Below are 19,952 nucleotides of genomic sequence, written 5' to 3'. Positions count from 1 at the left end.
TTTATGCAAAGAATTATTTATAAAAGTGGTGTATGGCAAGAAGTTTGATAAAAGTCAACCCAACGAAACAAAAATAAGGAATCAATGAAAAAAATCATTACAACAATTTTTGTTCTGAGTTGTATGTTTATCAATGCTCAGGATATGAATTATCATGTAGAAAGCCACTTGTTTAAAGTCAATTTATTACTAACCCCTGGAATAGAGTATGAAGTAGGACTCACCAAAAATACCACTGCTGATTTTAGAATAGGAACGGGATTACGCTATGTAAGAACTACAAGAGATCGTGATTATGGCATATTTCTTACATTCGAGGGAGCATATAGGTATTATTACAATTTTGAAAAACGACTGAGAAAAGGAAAAAATACCACAAGAAATTCAGCAAACTATCTAGCAATGACTACTTATTTTGCGCATACAGAGCCTATAATAGGTAATCTAGATACAAATATAGACTTTGTAGGACAAGTTGGCCCAGTTTGGGGTTTTCAGCGTACGTATCGTTATGGGCTTAATTTAGGATTAGAATTAGGGTTGGGGTATGATTTTAGTGATACCGATAAATCTATAGTACCTATATTCAATTTTAGATTAGGTTGGGCGTTTGGTAAATAATGGTTATTAAATGATTAGTTACCAGTATCAAAGGGTTTGGTGTGTTGTGTGGATAAAATGAGAGATGAAGCTTTTTTAATATTTAACTTTTCATACGTAACGTGTCAAAAATATCTCGTACATTTGCACCCTTAAAAATGAGGCGTTTATGACAGCTATAAAAAACATTGCAATAATTGCACACGTAGATCACGGGAAAACTACGTTGGTAGATAAAATTATGTACCATTGTCAATTGTTTCGCGAAAATGAAAATACAGGTGATTTAATTCTTGATAATAATGATCTGGAACGTGAAAGAGGAATTACAATTACTTCAAAAAATGTTTCTGTATTATACAAAGGAACCAAAATCAATATTATTGATACTCCTGGTCACGCCGATTTTGGAGGTGAAGTAGAGCGTGTGTTAAATATGGCTGATGGAGTGTTGCTGTTGGTTGATGCTTTTGAAGGGCCAATGCCACAAACACGTTTTGTATTACAAAAGGCAATTGATCTTGGATTGAAGCCTTGTGTTGTTGTAAACAAAGTAGATAAAGAAAATTGTACACCAGATGAAGTACATGAGAAAGTATTTGATTTGATGTTTGAACTGGGAGCAGAAGAATGGCAACTTGATTTCCCAACAGTATATGGTTCAGCCAAGAATAACTGGATGAGTGAAGATTGGAAGAATGAAACTGATAATATCGAGCCATTATTAGATATGGTAATCGAGCATATCCCTTCTCCAAAAATAGAAGAAGGTACACCACAAATGTTGATAACATCATTAGACTTTTCATCATTTACAGGGCGTATTGCAATAGGACGTTTACAAAGAGGAACCTTGACAGAAGGAATGCAAGTTTCTTTGGTAAAACGTGATGGTAGTATTAAAAAATCAAGAATAAAAGAACTTCATACTTTTGAGGGATTAGGAAGAATGAAGGTTGAGAAGGTAGAAGCTGGTGATATTTGTGCATTGGTAGGGCTAGAAGGTTTTGAAATCGGAGATACTGTAGCAGATATAGAAAATCCTGAAGGATTAAAAACAATAGCTATCGATGAGCCTACCATGAGTATGTTATTTACAATTAATGATTCACCTTTCTTTGGTAAAGATGGAAAGTTTGTAACCTCAAGGCATATTAAAGAAAGACTGGCAAAAGAACTAGAGAAAAACTTAGCACTTAGAGTGAATGACACTGATAGTGCAGATAAGTTTTTAGTATTTGGTCGAGGTGTATTGCATTTATCAGTATTGATAGAAACGATGCGTCGTGAAGGATATGAATTGCAAATAGGGCAACCACAGGTTATCATTAAAGAGATTGATGGCGTAAAATGTGAGCCAATAGAAGAGCTTACTATTGATTTGCCAGAAAGTGTTTCTGGTAAAGCGGTAGAAATGGTAACAATGCGTAAAGGAGAAATGCTTAGTATGGAAGCCAAAGGTGACCGTATGGTGTGTGAATTTATGATACCTTCTAGAGGAATTATAGGATTGCGTAATCAACTACTAACTGCAACTGCAGGAGAAGCAATTATGGCACACCGTTTTAAGGAGTATCAGCCACTTAGAGGTGATATCCCTGGACGTATAAATGGATCATTGGTATCTATGGAAAAAGGATCAGCGATTCCTTACTCTATTGATAAATTACAAGATAGAGGTAAGTTTTTTGTAGACCCAGGAGAAGATATTTATGAAGGACAAGTAATTGGTGAGAATTCTAGAGGCGATGATATGTCTGTAAATATCACTAAAACCAAAAAACTATCAAATGTACGTTCTTCTGGAGCAGATGATAAAGCTAAGATCGTACCAGCAATCAAGTTTTCATTAGAAGAAGCTTTAGAATACATTCAAAAAGATGAATATGTAGAAGTTACCCCAAATCATTTGAGGCTACGTAAGATATATCTTACCGAGGTTGAGCGTAAGCGAAATAAGATCGTATAAGAGAAAAACTTAGTTATATATAATAGAAAATAACCCTTCGTGAGATTTATCTCACGAAGGGTTATTTTGTTTAAAAAAAGGATATTTCTTTATAGTAAAGAATCAAAATCAAAAAACCCGAGTAAACTCGGGTTTTTGCGTCGATATTTTGGGGTATTATTTGGGGGTACAAATGGGGCTAATTCAATATTTTGGGGCGAATTGCCATATAAGCTATTAGTAGTTGTTTGATACAAATGTAAGGAAAATTCTGGTAACAAAACTTGTAAAAAGTGTTAAATTATCGGTAAAATACATTAAAATCAGGTAAAGTGCGTAAAAAGCCTTGCTTTAATACGGTTTTTGTATTGCTTGTTTTTTAATAAATACGAGAAAAATGATTTTTAATACATTTCGTTATTTTTGGAAATCACTTTATGTAATTCTTAAGCAAAGTCAAAATAGATTTTGGATAGGATACATCTAATTTTTTTTAAAAAATCAAATAATGGAAAAGAACTTACAATGGAAAGAGTTTATGAATGTAGATATGAGGGTGGGCACCATATTACATGCAGAGGTATTTGAAGAGGCAAGAAACCCTGCATATAAAATAATTGTTGATTTTGGAGACTTGGGAGAACGAAAAACATCTGCACAAATCACAACCCTATATCAACCAGAAGACCTTATCGGTAAGCAGGTAATAGCTGTTGTTAACTTTCCGCCAAAACAGATAGCTAACATGATGAGTGAATGTTTGATTATGGGAGCAATAGGAGAGGGTAAAGAAGTAACTTTATTAACTCCTGATTTACAAGTGAAAAATGGATTGAGAATAGGTTGATGTAGTTCTAACCTTTTCTTTGTACTACTTCAAAAACTTTATTTCCATCACATTTTAATGTTTTAGAAGGATATTTAAGTAACAATGCATAATCATGTGTTGCCATAAGGATAGTATTACCATTTTTATTAATATCCCGTAACACCTCCATAACTTCAACAGAAGTTTGTGGATCCAGATTTCCTGTAGGCTCATCAGCTAATATTAGTTCAGGGTCATTAAGTAATGCTCTGGCAATAGCTACACGCTGTTGTTCTCCCCCAGATAGTTGATAAGGATATTTAAAATCTTTGGTCTTCATACCCACCTTGTCTAATACATCATCAATTTTACTATCCATACCTTTTTCATCAGTCCATCCTGTAGCTTTTAAGACAAAAAGAAGATTGCCTTTTACAGTTCTATCATTTAGTAATTTGAAATCTTGAAATACAATTCCTAATTTTCTGCGTAAATATGGAATTTGCTTTTCTTGTAAGGTAGGGAGATCAAAATTTACAATGCTACCTTCTCCTTCTAATAAAGGTAGGTCTCCATAAAGAGTTTTCATAAAACTACTCTTTCCTGTACCAGTTTTACCAATAAGATATACAAAATCGCCTTTGTTTACTTCAACATTAACATCAGATAAAATAAGATTTTCTCGTTGATAGATAGAAGCATCTTTAAGGTTTAATACCGTGTTGGACATAGTTTATGATTCAGAAATTAATAGATGTTGTAAAAGTAAAAAGTTTCGGCTAATAAAATAAGGTACAGAAATAGTTTTTAAATAAATAACAGATTTTTGAGACATATATTTTTATTCTTTATAAAGTAAAATAAGATATAATGGGTAAGTTTTTTATAATCAGTAATTTGTATTGTGGTAATATAGGTGTATGTTTATTTAGTGAAACATAAAGAAATCATAATTCTCAATTTATGATGTAATTATCTATCAAATCTTTCGTTATTAAATTGAAGATTAGGCTATCTTTAACACAAAATTTATTCACGGGAAACGATATTTACTTTTTTAAGAATCAAGACGTATAGAATCTATAGACTAGACTTTGGTAGCATGTGTTTTTGATGAATTCATCAAATTATTTTGCCAATAATGGTCAATATAGGTTTAATACACTAAAGTTTGTTTTATGAAATACATCACTTCGATGCTTTTTGTGATTGGGATATCTACATATGTATCTGCACAACAATCCGCAATTTATACCAATGAATTAGTACTGTATAATCAGGCATTGGAGTTATACAATAACAAACAATTTTTAGCAGCGCAAAACCTGTTTGATAAAGTCAAAGATGCTTCATATGATGAGAATATTGATGCCAATTGCACCTATTATATTGCTAATTGTGCTGTTTGGTTGAATCAAAAAGAAGCCAATCAGCTTTTAGAGGACTTTGTAGTTCAGTATCCTACCAGTATAAAACGAAATGCAGCGTATCTTGATGCAGCTACCTATTATTTTGATAATGGAAAATATGCATATGCTCGTAAATGGTATGATAAGGTAGATGAACGAAGTCTTCCACAAAGAGAAATAGATAAATATAATTTTAATAATGGATATGCTTATTTTAAAATTCAAAGATTTAATGAAGCAAAGAAATTTTTAAATAAAGTAGAAGATTCTCCTGAGTATAGCGCCAAAGCAAAGTATTATTTAGGATTTATAGCGTATGAAGGAGATAACTATAAAGAAGCAGATAAGTTATTTGATGAAGTAAAAGATTTAGATCAATATAATAAAAACCTGTCTTATTTTCAGAGTGATATGAATTTTAAGTCAGGTAATTTTCAAGAAGCGATCAATGAAGGATTGGTGCAATTACCAAAATCTAAACCCTCAGAAAAATCAGAGCTGAATAAAATTATAGGAGAAAGTTATTTTAACCTAGGAGAATATAAAAAAGCAATACCATATCTCAAAGAATATAAAGGCAGAAAAGGAAAATGGAATAATACTGATTATTACTTGCTGGGATATGCTTACTATAAGCAAGGAGAATATCAAAATGCCATTTCAGAGTTTAATAAAATTGTAGATGGCCGCAATGCAACAGCACAAAATGCATATTATCATCTTGCAGAATCATACCTGAAAACAGATCAAAAACAACAAGCATTAAATGCTTTTAAAAATGCATCGGAAATGGATTTTGAATCAAAAATCAAAGAAGATGCAACTTATAATTACGCAAAATTGAGTTATGAGATAGGGAATTCTTTTGAGAGTACTCCGAAGATTTTGTTATCCTATCTCGATCAATACCCTAATACTGAGTTTGAAGATGAAATAAAAGAGTTATTGATTAGCTCTTATATTACCTCTAAAGCGTATAAGGAAGCTATGGATTTGCTAGAAGGAAGTAGAAATTTTGCAGATAAAGAAGTATATCAAAAAGTAGCTTTTTATCGTGGTGTTGAGTTGTATACAGAAGGTAATTACTCAGAAGCAATAGTATATTTTGATAAATCACTAAACGGACAGGTAGCTCCTGATTTTACAGCAAGAGCAATTTATTGGAAAGCAGAAAGCGATTACTTACTTACTAATTTTGATGACGCTTTGATAGGCTTTAAACAATTTGAAGGAAGTACAGGAGCATCTACTACAAGTGAATACAATCATATAAATTATAATTTGGGCTATACTTATTTTAAACTAAAACAATATCCTGCAGCGGCAGCACATTTTGATGCTTACTCCAAAGTAAATAAAGAAGATGAGGCAAGACAAACAGATACGTATCTTAGATTGGGAGATAGTCATTTTATATCCAGAAAATATTGGCCTGCTATGGAAGCATATAATCTGGCAATCAAAAAAAATGGCCCAGATTCTGATTATGCACATTATCAAAAAGCAATAAGCTATGGATTTGTAAAAAAGTATAACAAGAAGATTAGTGATCTTGAGATGTTTTTGAAAAAATACCCAAAATCAACCTATAGAGATGATGCTATGTTTGCATTGGGAGATGTATATGTGTCTCAAAATAAAATACAGAAAGGTGTTGCTTCATATGATCGCCTTATTAAAGATATACCTAGAAGTTCATATGTGCCAAAAGCATTGCTAAAACAAGGTTTGGTGTATTATAATAAAAATGAAGGAGATAGAGCATTGTCTAAATTTAAGAAAGTAGTTGCAGAATATCCAGGAACAGAAGAAGCAATACAAGCAGTAAATACTGCGCGGTTGATCTATGTAGATCTTGGTAAAACAGATGAATATGCATCTTGGGTAAAAGGATTAAGCTTTATAGAAGTAAGTGATGCAGATCTAGATAATACTTCTTTTGAAGCAGCAGAAAAGCAGTTTTTAGAAAACAATGATACTGGAGCAATAAACGGTTTTCAGAAATACCTTACTCAATTTCCTAATGGATTACATGCTTTAAAAAGTCATTTTCACCTAGCACAACTATACTTTAAAAAAGGAGAAAGAGAAACAACAATTCCACATTATGAATATGTACTTAAGCAAGATCGTACAGAATTTACCGAACAAGCATTAGCAAGGTTATCACAGGTATATCTGGAAAATAGAGCATATGAAAAAGCACTTCCTGTATTAGAGCGATTAGAAACCGATGCAGATTACCCGCAAAATGTCATATTTGCACAATCTAATTTGATGAAATCATATTATCAATTACTCAATTATCAAAAAACGATTGAGTATGCAGACAAAGTCTTGGCTAATCCAAAAATCCAGAATGATGTAAAAAGTGATGCTACTATTTTTACTGCTAGAGCAGCATTTAAAACAGTTGATATGCAACGTGCCAAAGGTGCTTATGCAGAAGTGCAAAAAATAGCAACAGGAGAGCTAGCCGCAGAAGCTCTGTATTATGAAGCATATTTCAAAAATATAGAAGGTGATTATAAAAACTCTAATCAAACGATACAACGATTATCCAAAAACTATTCGGGATATAGGTTATATGGGGCAAAAGGACTTGTATTGATGGCCAAAAATTTCTACGGCCTCAATGATGCATATCAAGCCACTTACATATTAGAGAGTGTGATCAAAAATTTTACCGATTACCCTGAGGTAATTGATGAGGCAAAAACCGAGCTTAGAAAAATTAAAGCCGAAGAAGCAAAAACAAATTCATCTATCCAAACCGAACAGTAATCAGTTATCAAATGTTGTATTGTATGTCTATGTATTTTAAGAAGATCAATCCTTTTTTTATCAAAGAACCTTATAGATTCGGTTCAAGAATTTCACTTTTTGCCAGTGCTTTTGTTTTGCTAGGTCAGATTGGTTTTGCACAGGAAACAGAAAATCTAGAAACTGAGCGTGTCGTAATTGTAAAAGCATATACACCAACTATCAGTGATGCTTTTAAAATTAAATCCATACCTACTCTTAATGATTCTATTACGCAACAAAAAAAGAAACTACGATATAGCATTTTTTCGGTTCCTGTAGCTTCTACCTATACGCCTGCAAAAGGACGAGCGGCAAATATTGATAGACCAAAACCAATAGATATCTATGATAACTATGCAACATTAGGATTTGGTAATTTTACTTCTGTTTTAGCAGAGTTTTATAGTAATTTCCAGTTAAACAGATCAGACAATATGGGAATATACCTGCATCATAACTCTTCACAAGGAGGGATTGATGAGGTGCAATTAGACGATAAATTTTATAATACATTTTTAGACCTTAATTACACATCTCGTACACGGGATTATACATTTGGGATAGAAGCGGGAGCAGAACATCAGTTATATAATTGGTATGGATTGCCAGAATCTCCACAGCTTACGCAGGAACAGATAAATGCAATTGATCCTCAACAAAGTTATTTTGGTGTAAAATTAGGAGGAAAACTGCAATTTGATGATTTGTATTTCAAAAAAGCAACTTTGAAATATCGCTTTTTTGGAGATGCCATGGGATCTGTAGAACATCATGTAATAGCAAAACCAACTTTTGAGTTTGAAATGGGAGATAACCTGATCGCAACCAATTTCATAGTAGATTATGTAAGTGGAAATTTTGACCGTAGTCTTGATTTTCAAACACAAACACCCAATGAATATGGGGTGTTGAATTTAGGAGTGAATCCAAGTTTGGTAATATTGAGAGATAATCTTACGGTTAATTTAGGAGCCGCTGTATATTATAGTATAGATACAAAAAATAGCGATAATGATTTATTTATTTACCCTAAGGTAACGGCTTCCTATAGGCTACTAGAAGAAGCGGTGATTGCCTATGGAGGGTTAGAAGGTGATTTACAACAAAATACCTATCGAAATGCAGTGCAAAAAAATCCATTTGTATCTCCTACATTACTTATAGAACCTACGAGCATGCTATATGATGCATATGTAGGATTAAAAGGACAACTATCAGATGTGGTAAGTTATAATTTTAGAGGAAGCTATATTTCAGAATCAGAAAAAACCTTATTTGTCAATAATACCAGACCTATATTGCAATTAGAAGGATACGATTATGGTAACTCATTCTCCTATCGTTATGATGATGTTAGTACTTTAATAGGATATGGAGAGCTTAATTTTGAAATTAATAAAAAGTTTAAATTAGGAACTTCTATAGAATACTTTAATTACAATACAGAAGATGAGCAAGAAGCATGGAATCTTCCTGAGATTAAAGCTTCTGCACTAATAGACTATCAGATCAATAGCCAATGGTATGCTGGAGCACAATTGTTTTATGTGGGAGAGCGAAAAGATATTAATACTGCCATTGCTTCATTACCAACACAGCCAGAAGCAGTAGTTACTTTAGGTTCTTATTTTGATGCCAATGTAAACTTAGGATATAGGCTCAACGATCAATTATCTTTCTTTATTAAAGGAAACAATCTTGCAGGAGAAAGCTATCAACGCTGGGTGAATTTTCCAGTTCAAGGAGTACAAGTATTAGGAGGGGTTACCTATAAATTTGATTACTAGTAAGAGTTGATATCAGGTGATTTTATTGTTTATTTAGAGATAGGAACTCTATAACCTTATTGTAATTGCATAAACTTATATGGATTTTCTATAGGATTGATTTGTTGTTTCAAGGTAGGTTGAATATCCATTATAGATTCCAAATTGATTGAGGTTCAGTTTTTTTTGGTAACTTATAAACTTCAATAAGAATTAAAAGTTCAAATGACTTCTAAATAAAAACAGATGAAAACAACTCTACGATTCTTTTTTTTTATTTCTTCTATTACCATCTTCTCTCAAGATAATTTTAAACTTTATTATGAAGAGACAGAAAATGGGTTTATGATTTTGGCAGATAATAATGAATATAGTCCAGTTTCTGCAAAAATGGATTTCAGGTTAGAAAACCTTACTTCTACCAATGGTAACAATAAGGTTTTTATAGTACCAGCAAGAACTACTAGGCATATAATTACCGACTTACAAGTAGTTGATAGAAAAAATCAAATAAAACTAGGGTATGAGTCAACGTATAATTATGGAGATCATACTCAAAAGGAATACGATAATGATTTTAACTATTATCTACCATTCCAAAAAGGAGATGAGTATTGGTTGTCTCAGGGATACAATGGTAAGATTTCTCATCAAAATGAGAATGCATTAGACTTTAAAATGCCAGTGGGAACCAAAATTTATGCAGCTAGAGGAGGTGTAGTTGTTGATGTAGAAGAGAGCTATAGTAAAAGTTGTACCACAGCAGAATGTGCCAAATACAATAATTATATATTGATTTATCATGAGGATGGTACTTTTGCAGAGTATACCCATATTAAGAAGAATGGAGCATCGGTAGTAATAGGGGATCAGATAAAGATAGGCCAATTTATCGGATACAGTGGAGATGTAGGTTGGGCTACTGGACCACATTTACATTTTATTGTGTTTTTTCAAAGATTAACAGATAGAGTTACTTTAAAAACAAAATTCTTAACAGGAAAAGGAAAACAGGCAATTTCTCTTATAGAAAGAGAGAAATATATACGTGAGTATTGATAGATTTATAGGGTGCTTAAAAAAAATCAATAGCTTCAAATATTAGTCTACCTTGTGTATACTTCTGATTACAAGGTGTTTTTGTGAGGTGTGAAAAATGATTTACTTCTGCTTTTTTACTGTATCCCTGTTTTCAGTGTACTAATTTTCATCGTTTACCGTGTTTTGCAGGTGTCAAAACCGCTATATCTTGCGCAGTATTAGAGATCATTTTATTTACAACTTATAATACTCACATACAGATGAAAAAGATTAACATACACACTTACTTTATCACATTTATTTTACTTTTTGTTTTGGCAGCAATATGCAGTTTGATAGGATATGCCAATGATCAAGGAACTTTGGTTTTTACTCCAGTAACAGAGTTTTTGATGAAGGTGCATTCTGTTTTTAGATTTCCAACAGATGCTATCGGGTATTCAGGATTAGTAAAAGGTATGTATGGTCTTCTAGGAGGAGTAATTTTGAACGTACTATTGTATTCTCTTGCTTTTGAACGTTTTATTTCTGGTTTAAAAAGCTTGACAAGAATAGTAATCAAAGCATAATTAAAAACTAAAACGACCTTCTGTAAGTAGGTGATTAATTTAAAATACTGAAGTAGTACATCAATAGATATCGTGTAGTTATCTAATAAGAGAAATATATTGGGGAATATATCTTATTAAGAACATGATATGTACTATACATCGAACCTCATGTGTTTATCATAAACATGTGGGGTTTATTTTTTAGACAATAATTAGTGAGATATGCAGTTTAGTTAGTTGGAAAAATGAATACAAGCAAACTTACAATCTAACAATTAAACTATGAAAAGAATTTTTTTTATCATAAACATACTATGTTTATGTATGACCCTTTTTATTACCTCATGTAGTAGTGATGATACTGTGAATGATAAGGATCCTATTGATACTGTTGGAGGAGATGGTAATGGTGGAGGTGATACAGATACAGGTGGTGATACTGGAGGAGATGGTAATCAAACAAAAAAGCCTATTATTTTAGGGTATTTTCCTTCTTGGTCAGAAAATTGGGTTTCTTCACCAGATCAAGGATCAAAACTAAGAGATATTCCATCGCATGTTACCCATGTGTTTTTGGCATTTGCAAAACCGAATTTAGTGTATATCAAGGGATCATTAGATATTTCTAAGACAGGAATCCAAACTCCGTATGATGGTCAAACTCTCAAAGAATCTGTAGCGGTATTAAAAAAGAAAGGAACCAAAGTGATATTATCGGTAGGCGGAGAAACTTATTGGGGTACAGAAGAAGCTTATAATATCAATTACCAACAAATAAAAGATCTAGTAGATGATATGGGATTTGAAGGAATCGATTGGGATTTTGAACCCAATGGAAGTTTTCAAACCATTGGTGATGCCATAAATGTAGAACGTTTTATTGCATTCTTTAATGAATCCAGAGCTATTATGCCTAAAGGAGAATATATATTAGCATGTGCTCCTGCTGGAGTAGGGGCTTTGGGGGGAGAAAAAAATGACGATATAAGTTCACCATATAGCTACTCCAAAAGAAATACAGTCACAGGAGAATCAGATACAAATCTGTACAAAGCTACAGAACCTAATGAAGGAATTAGTTTATACGGTTTTTCTACAACAGGGCATATGATCCCTGTGCTAGAAGCCGTGGGTGATAAAATAGACTTAATAGCCTATCAAGGGTATAATACAGGAGCAGCGTCAAACAGAAAGATCATGTATGATGCATATAAGTATTACGGAGATCGTTATGGATTTGATATTGCTGCGGGAATACATTTTCCTGATGAACCTTGGGGGCCTTATTATACCTATACCTATGAGAATGTAGCAACACTTTTTGCGCATATAGCATCAAAAGATAATTCAGATGGAGTAATGATATGGCAGTTACTTTTGGAAAAAGAAAACAAATCTGCATACGGATATCTAAATGTAGCGAGTAAAGTACTTAACGGATCTTCTACAACGGAAGCTATAAATACAGCTGAAAATTTTTAATAACAAATAACGTTTTCAAAGAGAAAATAATTTCAGTATATAAAAGAGTGTCAAAATAAATAGGTGTACATGTATGATTTTAGATATTAAGAAAAAATTAACCATGCTACGAATTAGATATTTTTACATTTAGGCTTCAAACAAACACAACTCTAAATGAAAAGTTCATTCTTACTTATAGCCTTAACCTTTTTTTTATATTCATGTCAACAGCCAACAGAGGTTGATGTATTGGTTATTAATGCAAATGTGTATACCGTAGAAAATGCAAAGCCAAAGGCAGAAGCGTTTGCAATAAAAGATGGTAAGTTTATCGCTGTAGGTAGTACTACTACTTTGCTACAGGAGTATACAGCGCATACTACTATTGATGCAGAAGGAAAAACCATAGTGCCAGGATTGATTGATGCACATTGTCATTTTTATGGTTTGGGGTTGCAACAGCAAAAAGTAGATCTTACAGGAACAAAGAGTTATGATGAGGTGTTAGCACGTATTATAGCATTTCAAAAAGAAAAAAAAGTATCTTTTATTACGGGTAGAGGATGGGATCAAAACGACTGGGAGGTCAAAGAGTTTCCTACAAAAGAGAAATTAGACAGTATCTTTCCTGATACTCCTGTAGCAATAACACGAGTAGATGGTCATGCTATGATAGCCAATCAGAAAGCATTAGACCTTGCTAAGATTACCATAGAAACCAAAATAGAAGGAGGAGAGATTCTACAAAAAAACGGGCAACTTACGGGGGTGCTTATTGATAACCCTATGGAGTTGATACAGAATATTATTCCAGAACCAACTAAACAAGAACAGATACAGGCTTTGAAAGATGCAGAGAAGATCAATTTTGGGTATGGATTGACTACTGTTGATGATGCAGGATTGAGCCCTCGTGTAATTGACTTGGTAGATAGTTTACAAAAAATAGATGAACTCAAAATAAGGATGTATGCTATGGTAAGTAATACACCAGAATATGTAGATTATTATCTAAAAAAAGGAATCTATAAAACAGACAAGTTACATGTGTCTTCTTTCAAAATATATGCAGATGGAGCGTTAGGATCAAGAGGGGCAGTACTAAAACAGCCTTATTCTGATCAGGAAAATCATTATGGAGCTATGGTTTTAGGTACAGATGCGTTTAAAAAATTAGCGAAACGATTAGCGGCATCTCCATTTCAAATGAATACACATGCTATCGGGGATTCTGCCAATGCGGTAGTTATAAAAACGTATTATAAGGCTCTAGAAGGTAAATCAGATAGAAGATGGCGAGTAGAGCATGCTCAGGTTGTGGCGCCTGAAGAGTTTGAGATGCTTGATGATAATTTGGTAATGAGTGTACAGCCAACCCATGCTACTAGTGATATGTATTGGGCAGGTGAGCGATTGGGTGATAAACGTATAAAAGGAGCATATGCTTATAAAACACTATTGCAAAAAACAGGAAGAATAGCATTGGGTACAGATTACCCAGTAGAGCATGTAAGCCCTTTTTATACATTTTATGCTGCGATAGCTAGAAAAGATTTGAAGCAATATCCCAAAGAAGGTTTTCAGAAAAAAGATGCACTTACCAGAGAAGAAACCCTAAAAGGAATGACACTATGGGCAGCGTATAGTAATTTTGAAGAGCATGAGAAAGGAAGTATTGCAAAGGGAAAATTTGCTGACTTTGTAATTCTAGAAGACAATATTATGGAGATTCATGAAGATCAAATTCCAAATATAAAAGTAAAAGCTACTTATATCAATGGTAAAAAAGTATATTAGATACGATTCATTACTTTATTGACAAGAAGATCACATTTACTATAACCAAATTCAAATATATCAGGATGTTTTGATAGTTCATAAAGCTCTGTTTTCATCATACCTTTAGCACGATGTAACCGTACTTTTACATTAGATATAGTTAATCCCATAAAATCAGCAATCTCTGCAATACTCATACCTTCAACTTCTCGCATAATATAAACAGTGCGGTATTTTACATCCAATAGATCAATGGTTTTTTCTAAGATTTGTTTTGCTTCTTGTCGAATCATTTTTTTTTCGGGATTTAACAGATGATTGTCAGGTATCTCAATAATTTGTTTATGATTACTATCGTTTTCAGAAACATAAAGGTTATGGTGTTTTCCTTTGGTTCTTAATCGAGCCAATGTTTCGTTGATGCCAATCCGTATTAACCAAGTTGAGAATTGTGAGTTGTTTTTAAACTGGTGTAATTTTTCATATGCTTTGAGGTATGTATTTTGCATAATATCTTGAATCTCTTCATAATCATTGATATAGCTTCTGATTACTCGAAATAGCTTTTGATTATTTCGTCTTAATAAAATCTCATATAATTCCTTTTCTCCAGCATTGATTCTGTAAATGACATCTACATCAGATATTTTATGAGTTTTGTATTCATTAATTTTTATAGGCTCCATAGCATCTTGTTTAGTACTTAGATCAAAAGCAGTACAAAAAGTTACAAAACTTTGTAACTAAATGAACTGTTTTTTATCTAAAAATCAAATAATAAAATAAATGAAGTTATGAATTTACAGATTAGACAAGTTGTTACGGTATTAAAATACACCTATGGTTTGGTGCCTATAGTAGCAGGGCTAGATAAATTTATGAATATACTTACAAACTGGGAGCAATATGTAGCTATTGGAATGGTTGAGATGTTGCCTTTTGAGATAGGAGTTTTTATGGCAATAATTGGAGTTGTAGAAGTTGTTGCTGGTATTTTGGTGCTTTATCGCCCTCAAGTGGGAGGATATGTAGTGATGGGGTGGTTATTAGCTATTGCTTTGTTGCTTATAGGAAATGGACATTATATTGATGTAGCAGTGCGAGATGTAGTAATGGCTATAGGAGCATTTTTATTAGTGAAATTAGTACCTTTTGTAGGTCAAAAAAATCATTAGAGAAGAGTGAAAGAGAGAGTGTGATTTTTTCTCAAAAAAGCATCATCAAAAAAACATTTTAAATGAGAAATGGTAGAAGATGGTGCTTTTTTATTTACCACCATTGGCTCTTAGATCAGCAATACACTGCTGATCTAATTGAGGAATCATATCACCAATACTCATCATTCCCATTCCAAATTTTATAGCAGACTCCATAAGGCATCCAGAGACATTACAATGATTATGCTCTTCACTATCTTCATGTTGAGATTGTAAAGGGGTTCCTAAATTCACAAGTCCCATTAAATGGGCGAATTCGTGATTTAAAGTGGCAGTTTCTATTGCGCTTAGTGCAGGAGAGCCAGTTCTTATACTTAATTGAAGTAATGTTTCTTTATAAATTACGATAGAAGTGTTTAAGTAAGCAGACCCCAATGTAACCTGCTCACTAGTATCCCCTTCTCTGTGACCATCGGCAAAATAGATATATACTGTAATATCATCTTCTTTATTAAATAAAGTTCTGTTGGTATTTTCTATCTCTGCAATTTCTTCAATTGCAAACGGAGCTTTACCAGAAGATGGTATAGAACGTTGTGTTATAGTAATTCCGTTGGGTTTAAATAATCGGTCTTGCAAAAAATCTCTAAATCCTTCAATTGCACCTCTGGTGGGTTCAAAACCTTGTACTGCAACAATCTCTATAGTAAGACTATTATAATTTGTATCACTTAAGAGATCATTTGCTGAACTTCCTAGAGGTTGTCTATTACTAGCTTGTAATACACTATTGGCAATACTGTTATCATCATCTGAACACCCGATAAGGATGAAAGAAGCGATGAGTAGATAGCTCAAAAATTTTATTAATTGCACACGATTTAATTTTTAAATATTTTTTAGTCACAAATATTGTACCACCTCTGTAACTAAAAAAGAGAGTTAATCAATTGCCAACGTAAATTTGGCCAAATAATCGTTGTTTTCTCCCTCTACAATTAATTCAGAAATAAAACCATTGGTATTTGCGGCATTTTGTAACGTATTATAGTCTATGTATAACCAATCAAATTGTTCTGATTCTTGATTCTTGTATTTGAGTTTATATTGCATTTCGCCATAATATCCAGCAGAAATATCTACCCAGAAACTACCATCGTCATCCTGAAAAAGATAAGAAATATCTGATGAGTCTATTAAAACCTGTCCATTTTTAGAAAGTAATGTCTTGATATGTGTAAAAAATAAGTCAATACGATCTAGAGAGCCAATAATACCACTACCATTCATTAAAAAAAGTATCGTATCATAGGTAGTAGAGGAATGATTAAATATATCCTGAACTATGGCTTGTTTTATTCCTCGTTCTTTACAAATCTGGATTGCACCATCAGAGATATCTAAAGCTGTTACATCTAATTTTTTTTCATTTTGAAGAAATAGGCTATGACTACCTGCACCACTACCAACATCAAGTACTTTTCCATAGGAGAGATCCAATGCTTTTTGTTCTATTTTTGGCATCTCAGTATACGCTCTGAATAAGTACGGAATAGGAATGTGATCATCATCAAAATCATCAGCAAGTACAGTGATATCTTCTGTGTATTTTTTATTGTAAAAATCTTTGATTGCAGTTCCAAAAATGTCTTTATTCATGATATGTAAAATATATTCAGGTATTATTTAAAGTATTTACTGATATTAAATTGATCTCAATTAAAATGGAATATATAGGTAATTACTATTCATAACTATCAAAAGTTTTATTTTTGCAGTATGCAAGAATTCATAGATCAATTACCACAACTGGCCAAAGATAAATATAACGAGAACAAAAAGTTCTTTGCCAAGCTTAAAAAAAAACCTCCTAAGAAGTTAGATCATATAATGCAAGAGCTACATAATGATGAATTCACTACTACAGATTGTTTACAATGTGCAAATTGTTGTAAAACAACGGGGCCCTTATTTACAGGTAAGGATGTAGAACGCATAGCAAAGTTTTTTAGGATGAAGCCTAGACAGTTTGAAGATCAATATTTGCAAACAGATGAAGATGGAGATTTGGTTTTACAGCAAACACCGTGTACTTTTCTTGGAGCAGATAATTATTGCTCTATCTATGAGGTTAGACCTAAAGCTTGTCGAGAATACCCACATACAGATCGTAAAAAAATTCAGAAAATATCTAATTTAACTATTAAAAATGTGGCAATTTGCCCTGCTGCTTATAATATCGTAGAAAAAATGAAAGCCCAAATGCTTTGATAAAAAGGATGTTAAATAAAAATTCCTACACTTTTTATAAAAAGAAGTGTAGGAATAATTATAAATGTGTGCTTAATGTGAATTGTGGTTAAATATTATAAACCTTTTTTTAAGTCTTCAATAGTTTTAGCCATTACAACTCCTGGTAATTTGATAGGAGCTGCTACTTGAGCTAAGAAAGTACCTTTTACTTCACCAGTTTTATAGGTAGTAAAACCGATACGGTATAATCCAACAGTTAATGCTTTTGCAGGGTTACCAGCATCACTCTTATATCTTAATAAAGAGTTATAGCTGCTACCACTTGGTTGCTTAGGCATTTCACTACTGTCATCATTACGCTCTAGTGTAACCCATTTTGCAGACTTTACACCTTCTGCTGTAATTTTGTCTTTGCTTATTATATCAGAACGCTCTAAAGTAATGTAAGTGTCAAAAAAGTCACTTGAGCTAGCATTGTCTTCATAAGCCTTAGACATAGTTGCTCCTTTAACTTTGTTTTTTCCTACTGGAGACATCATTCTTACTCCTAATTCTGGAGCAATAGCAGGTACCCATACATAGATGTAGTAAAATTTCTTATTATCTACTACTTCGTCTTCATTACCTGGTGATGCATATCCTAAATAGGTTACTATATCAGTATAAGGTACTTTTATAGTTTTTGGCCCTATTTTTTTTTCTGTTAAACCACCAAACTTCTTTAATTTTTGTGCTTGAGAATCAATAGAAGTTCCTAAGGCGAATAAAATACTTAATAAAATTAAGATTCTTGTTTTCATAATAATTGATTTAGTTTAAATAAAATGGCACACATTTTTATATTCAAAATAGATTAGTTGTTATGTAAAAGTTTATTTTTTTATGAAACTATAAACTTCCTACAAATATGAGGCTTTATTGTTAAAATAAAGTAGTTTACTAGAATAAGTACTTCAATATTAATGATGAGTTCTGTATTTCAGTATATTACAAATGTGACTGATGCAGATGGAGGACAAAAGATGAAAAATGGCATATGTTTATAGGTAAATTAGTTGTTTGAAAGAGTAACAACGTATATCCTGTAAGTATAGTATGTCAATGTTTTTTTTTGAAGAAGGATATTAGAGATACTATCTGATAGTGGGTATTGAGGGGATATTTGATTTCTTTACCTTAGAAAAGTAATTATATTCATATAAGATGACCCGTTATCACCATACTAGTATTATAGTGTTATGGGATTTCTGGTGAGTCCCGGGTCATCCGCAATCATGAATGGTTTTGTTAGAAATCTATATCATCTCCTGCTTTTGCAGAAGCAAATTCTGCATTGTATTTTTCCATATATTCTCCCATTTTTTGAGCCATGCGGGTATCTGTTGCCATTTTTGGAGTCCAGTGTGCTCCAACCATTCCCCAATCACTCACACTAAGTCCGTATTCTTGTAGGATTGAAGCAGCATCTTTACCTTGAGTAGATCCCATACTTTGATGACACATGATTTTGATATAGAGTTCAAAATCTTCTTTTACTTTATCTAATGCACTGTCGCCAGTTATAGCATCAGTAGAAGTTTGTTGGTCTGCATTGGTCTGAGCAAATAAGCCTATATCAGAATTAGTAAAGGCATCTCCATATACTTTTACAATAGCATATGTAGTATCCTGAGACATTCGAGCATTCCACTCTGCAGATACTTCATCCCAGATTGGTTTTTCTGTACCTATAATTTTAAGTACCTCCTCAAGATCCATACCACCAGCGATTTTTGCATTGGCGGCGGCCCATGTTTGCATATCTATTCCGCTTATTGGATCTAATAAACCACCAGATTCTGCGGCTTCTATTTGAGCATCCATCTCGGCATTGAGTTTATCAGTTGCTTCTCTAAGTAAAGCATCAGCAGCTTCATATGCTTGCTCTTCAGATGATTCTAGGGCTAGGGTTGCCCATAAAAAATGATTCTCATCTGTAAAGCCATACGTATTGATTTGAGTACTGAATTCCTCTGGGTGACTATTCTGTATGCCTTTGATTCCTTCAAATATTTTCTTAGCCTCTTCATGATCAAGTCCGACAATTTCATCTGGCATTTCAAGCCTATTGGCGTATCCGTATCTGGAAATACCTGAAGCAATATCATTTAAGTTAATCCAGTGAGGTTCATCTAAATTAGGTTTAAAAGGCCATACATCATAATTTACATCTTCATCAAGATCAGGGTAAGAAAGATCTGCTCCAGGCCAAGTATTAAAATCATAATTTTCCCAGTCCATACGAGAAATAGTTAAGATGTAATCTCTGTAGTCTTCTTTTTGTTGCCCAGAAACATCTTGATATAGTTCGTTAATGGTATTCATATTGTTT

At 32.8% G+C, this 19,952-nt stretch carries 17 protein-coding genes; 11 read left to right on the top strand and 6 right to left on the bottom strand.

The window, feature by feature from the left end; genetic code table 11:
• The first annotated feature begins 84 nt into the window (after positions 1 to 84).
• From DG508_RS04915 to DG508_RS04905, 3 genes are all read left to right on the top strand, one after another.
• Entirely contained in the window at positions 85 to 621 is a 537-nt protein-coding gene (locus DG508_RS04915) for a hypothetical protein (protein ID WP_159090677.1), read from the top strand.
• Between the two features lie 148 nt (positions 622 to 769).
• Complete coding sequence (gene typA, locus DG508_RS04910) at positions 770 to 2,569, top strand: translational GTPase TypA (RefSeq protein WP_108867057.1); 1,800 nt, start codon at positions 770 to 772, stop codon at positions 2,567 to 2,569.
• 487 nt (positions 2,570 to 3,056) lie between these two features.
• Entirely contained in the window at positions 3,057 to 3,395 is a 339-nt protein-coding gene (locus DG508_RS04905; RefSeq protein ID WP_108867056.1) for a tRNA-binding protein, read from the top strand.
• 7 nt (positions 3,396 to 3,402) lie between these two features.
• Here DG508_RS04905 and DG508_RS04900 read toward each other — a convergent pair whose 3' ends face one another.
• Positions 3,403 to 4,086, bottom strand: coding sequence for a cell division ATP-binding protein FtsE (locus DG508_RS04900; protein WP_108867055.1), 684 nt, complete (start codon positions 4,084 to 4,086; stop codon positions 3,403 to 3,405).
• Positions 4,087 to 4,534: 448 nt separating this feature from the next.
• Between DG508_RS04900 and DG508_RS04895 the strand changes: the two genes are divergently transcribed.
• From DG508_RS04895 to DG508_RS04870, 6 genes are all read left to right on the top strand, one after another.
• Positions 4,535 to 7,549, top strand: a complete 3,015-nt coding sequence (locus DG508_RS04895) for a tetratricopeptide repeat protein (protein WP_108867054.1) — start codon at positions 4,535 to 4,537, stop codon at positions 7,547 to 7,549.
• A gap of 23 nt (positions 7,550 to 7,572) precedes the next feature.
• Complete coding sequence (locus tag DG508_RS04890) at positions 7,573 to 9,357, top strand: TonB-dependent receptor (RefSeq protein ID WP_234418177.1); 1,785 nt, start codon at positions 7,573 to 7,575, stop codon at positions 9,355 to 9,357.
• 225 nt (positions 9,358 to 9,582) lie between these two features.
• Positions 9,583 to 10,395, top strand: a complete 813-nt coding sequence (locus DG508_RS04885; protein ID WP_108867053.1) for a M23 family metallopeptidase — start codon at positions 9,583 to 9,585, stop codon at positions 10,393 to 10,395.
• A 242-nt stretch (positions 10,396 to 10,637) separates the two neighbouring features.
• Positions 10,638 to 10,946, top strand: coding sequence for a hypothetical protein (locus DG508_RS04880; RefSeq protein ID WP_108867052.1), 309 nt, complete (start codon positions 10,638 to 10,640; stop codon positions 10,944 to 10,946).
• A gap of 306 nt (positions 10,947 to 11,252) precedes the next feature.
• Positions 11,253 to 12,410, top strand: coding sequence for a glycosyl hydrolase family 18 protein (locus DG508_RS04875; RefSeq protein ID WP_159090675.1), 1,158 nt, complete (start codon positions 11,253 to 11,255; stop codon positions 12,408 to 12,410).
• A gap of 156 nt (positions 12,411 to 12,566) precedes the next feature.
• Complete coding sequence (locus DG508_RS04870; RefSeq protein WP_108867050.1) at positions 12,567 to 14,189, top strand: amidohydrolase; 1,623 nt, start codon at positions 12,567 to 12,569, stop codon at positions 14,187 to 14,189.
• Here DG508_RS04870 and DG508_RS04865 read toward each other — a convergent pair.
• Complete coding sequence (locus DG508_RS04865) at positions 14,186 to 14,857, bottom strand: RNA polymerase sigma factor (RefSeq protein WP_108867049.1); 672 nt, start codon at positions 14,855 to 14,857, stop codon at positions 14,186 to 14,188. The genes DG508_RS04870 and DG508_RS04865 overlap by 4 nt on opposite strands.
• 108 nt (positions 14,858 to 14,965) lie before the next feature.
• Here DG508_RS04865 and DG508_RS04860 point away from each other — a divergent pair, with 108 nt between their 5' ends.
• Positions 14,966 to 15,346: a hypothetical protein gene (locus tag DG508_RS04860; protein ID WP_108867048.1), complete on the top strand. Its 381-nt coding sequence runs from the start codon at positions 14,966 to 14,968 to the stop codon at positions 15,344 to 15,346.
• 90 nt (positions 15,347 to 15,436) lie between these two features.
• On the opposite strand, the gene DG508_RS04855 is transcribed toward DG508_RS04860, so the two are convergent.
• The gene (locus DG508_RS04855; RefSeq protein ID WP_234418176.1) at positions 15,437 to 16,204 is read right to left on the bottom strand and encodes a hypothetical protein; all 768 of its coding nucleotides are present in this window, start codon (positions 16,202 to 16,204) and stop codon (positions 15,437 to 15,439) included.
• A 66-nt stretch (positions 16,205 to 16,270) separates the two neighbouring features.
• Complete coding sequence (locus DG508_RS04850; RefSeq protein WP_108867047.1) at positions 16,271 to 16,987, bottom strand: class I SAM-dependent methyltransferase; 717 nt, start codon at positions 16,985 to 16,987, stop codon at positions 16,271 to 16,273.
• Between the two features lie 120 nt (positions 16,988 to 17,107).
• Between DG508_RS04850 and DG508_RS04845 the strand changes: the two genes are divergently transcribed.
• Positions 17,108 to 17,599, top strand: coding sequence for a YkgJ family cysteine cluster protein (locus tag DG508_RS04845; RefSeq protein WP_108867046.1), 492 nt, complete (start codon positions 17,108 to 17,110; stop codon positions 17,597 to 17,599).
• 95 nt (positions 17,600 to 17,694) lie between these two features.
• Here DG508_RS04845 and DG508_RS04840 read toward each other — a convergent pair whose 3' ends face one another.
• The gene (locus tag DG508_RS04840) at positions 17,695 to 18,381 is read right to left on the bottom strand and encodes a Lipl32 family lipoprotein (RefSeq protein ID WP_108867045.1); all 687 of its coding nucleotides are present in this window, start codon (positions 18,379 to 18,381) and stop codon (positions 17,695 to 17,697) included.
• Between the two features lie 487 nt (positions 18,382 to 18,868).
• On the bottom strand, positions 18,869 to 19,945 hold the full coding sequence (locus DG508_RS04835; RefSeq protein WP_159090674.1) for a DUF6620 family protein: 1,077 nt from the start codon (positions 19,943 to 19,945) through the stop codon (positions 18,869 to 18,871).
• Positions 19,946 to 19,952: the final 7 nt, after the last annotated feature.

Origin of the sequence: Aquimarina aquimarini (assembly GCF_900299535.1) — a bacterium.
Taxonomy (GTDB): Bacteria; Bacteroidota; Bacteroidia; order Flavobacteriales; family Flavobacteriaceae; genus Aquimarina; species Aquimarina aquimarini.
The sequence above is the reverse complement of the archived record's forward strand: the minus strand, read 5'-3'. Positions and strand labels throughout refer to the sequence as shown.

Excerpts from the sequence above, each read along its gene's own strand:
- DG508_RS04850 (WP_108867047.1), bottom strand. The coding sequence starts at position 16,987 with ATGAATAAAGACATTTTTGGAACTGCAATCAAAGATTTTTACAATAAA.
- DG508_RS04885 (WP_108867053.1), top strand. The coding sequence starts at position 9,583 with ATGAAAACAACTCTACGATTCTTTTTTTTTATTTCTTCTATTACCATC.
- DG508_RS04905 (WP_108867056.1), top strand. The coding sequence starts at position 3,057 with ATGGAAAAGAACTTACAATGGAAAGAGTTTATGAATGTAGATATGAGG.
- DG508_RS04845 (WP_108867046.1), top strand. The coding sequence starts at position 17,108 with ATGCAAGAATTCATAGATCAATTACCACAACTGGCCAAAGATAAATAT.
- DG508_RS04900 (WP_108867055.1), bottom strand. The coding sequence starts at position 4,086 with ATGTCCAACACGGTATTAAACCTTAAAGATGCTTCTATCTATCAACGA.
- DG508_RS04870 (WP_108867050.1), top strand. The coding sequence starts at position 12,567 with ATGAAAAGTTCATTCTTACTTATAGCCTTAACCTTTTTTTTATATTCA.
- DG508_RS04835 (WP_159090674.1), bottom strand. The coding sequence starts at position 19,945 with ATGAATACCATTAACGAACTATATCAAGATGTTTCTGGGCAACAAAAA.
- DG508_RS04875 (WP_159090675.1), top strand. The coding sequence starts at position 11,253 with ATGACCCTTTTTATTACCTCATGTAGTAGTGATGATACTGTGAATGAT.
- DG508_RS04895 (WP_108867054.1), top strand. The coding sequence starts at position 4,535 with ATGAAATACATCACTTCGATGCTTTTTGTGATTGGGATATCTACATAT.
- typA (WP_108867057.1), top strand. The coding sequence starts at position 770 with ATGACAGCTATAAAAAACATTGCAATAATTGCACACGTAGATCACGGG.
- DG508_RS04915 (WP_159090677.1), top strand. The coding sequence starts at position 85 with ATGAAAAAAATCATTACAACAATTTTTGTTCTGAGTTGTATGTTTATC.
- DG508_RS04880 (WP_108867052.1), top strand. The coding sequence starts at position 10,638 with ATGAAAAAGATTAACATACACACTTACTTTATCACATTTATTTTACTT.
- DG508_RS04865 (WP_108867049.1), bottom strand. The coding sequence starts at position 14,857 with ATGGAGCCTATAAAAATTAATGAATACAAAACTCATAAAATATCTGAT.
- DG508_RS04840 (WP_108867045.1), bottom strand. The coding sequence starts at position 18,381 with ATGAAAACAAGAATCTTAATTTTATTAAGTATTTTATTCGCCTTAGGA.
- DG508_RS04860 (WP_108867048.1), top strand. The coding sequence starts at position 14,966 with ATGAATTTACAGATTAGACAAGTTGTTACGGTATTAAAATACACCTAT.
- DG508_RS04890 (WP_234418177.1), top strand. The coding sequence starts at position 7,573 with ATGTCTATGTATTTTAAGAAGATCAATCCTTTTTTTATCAAAGAACCT.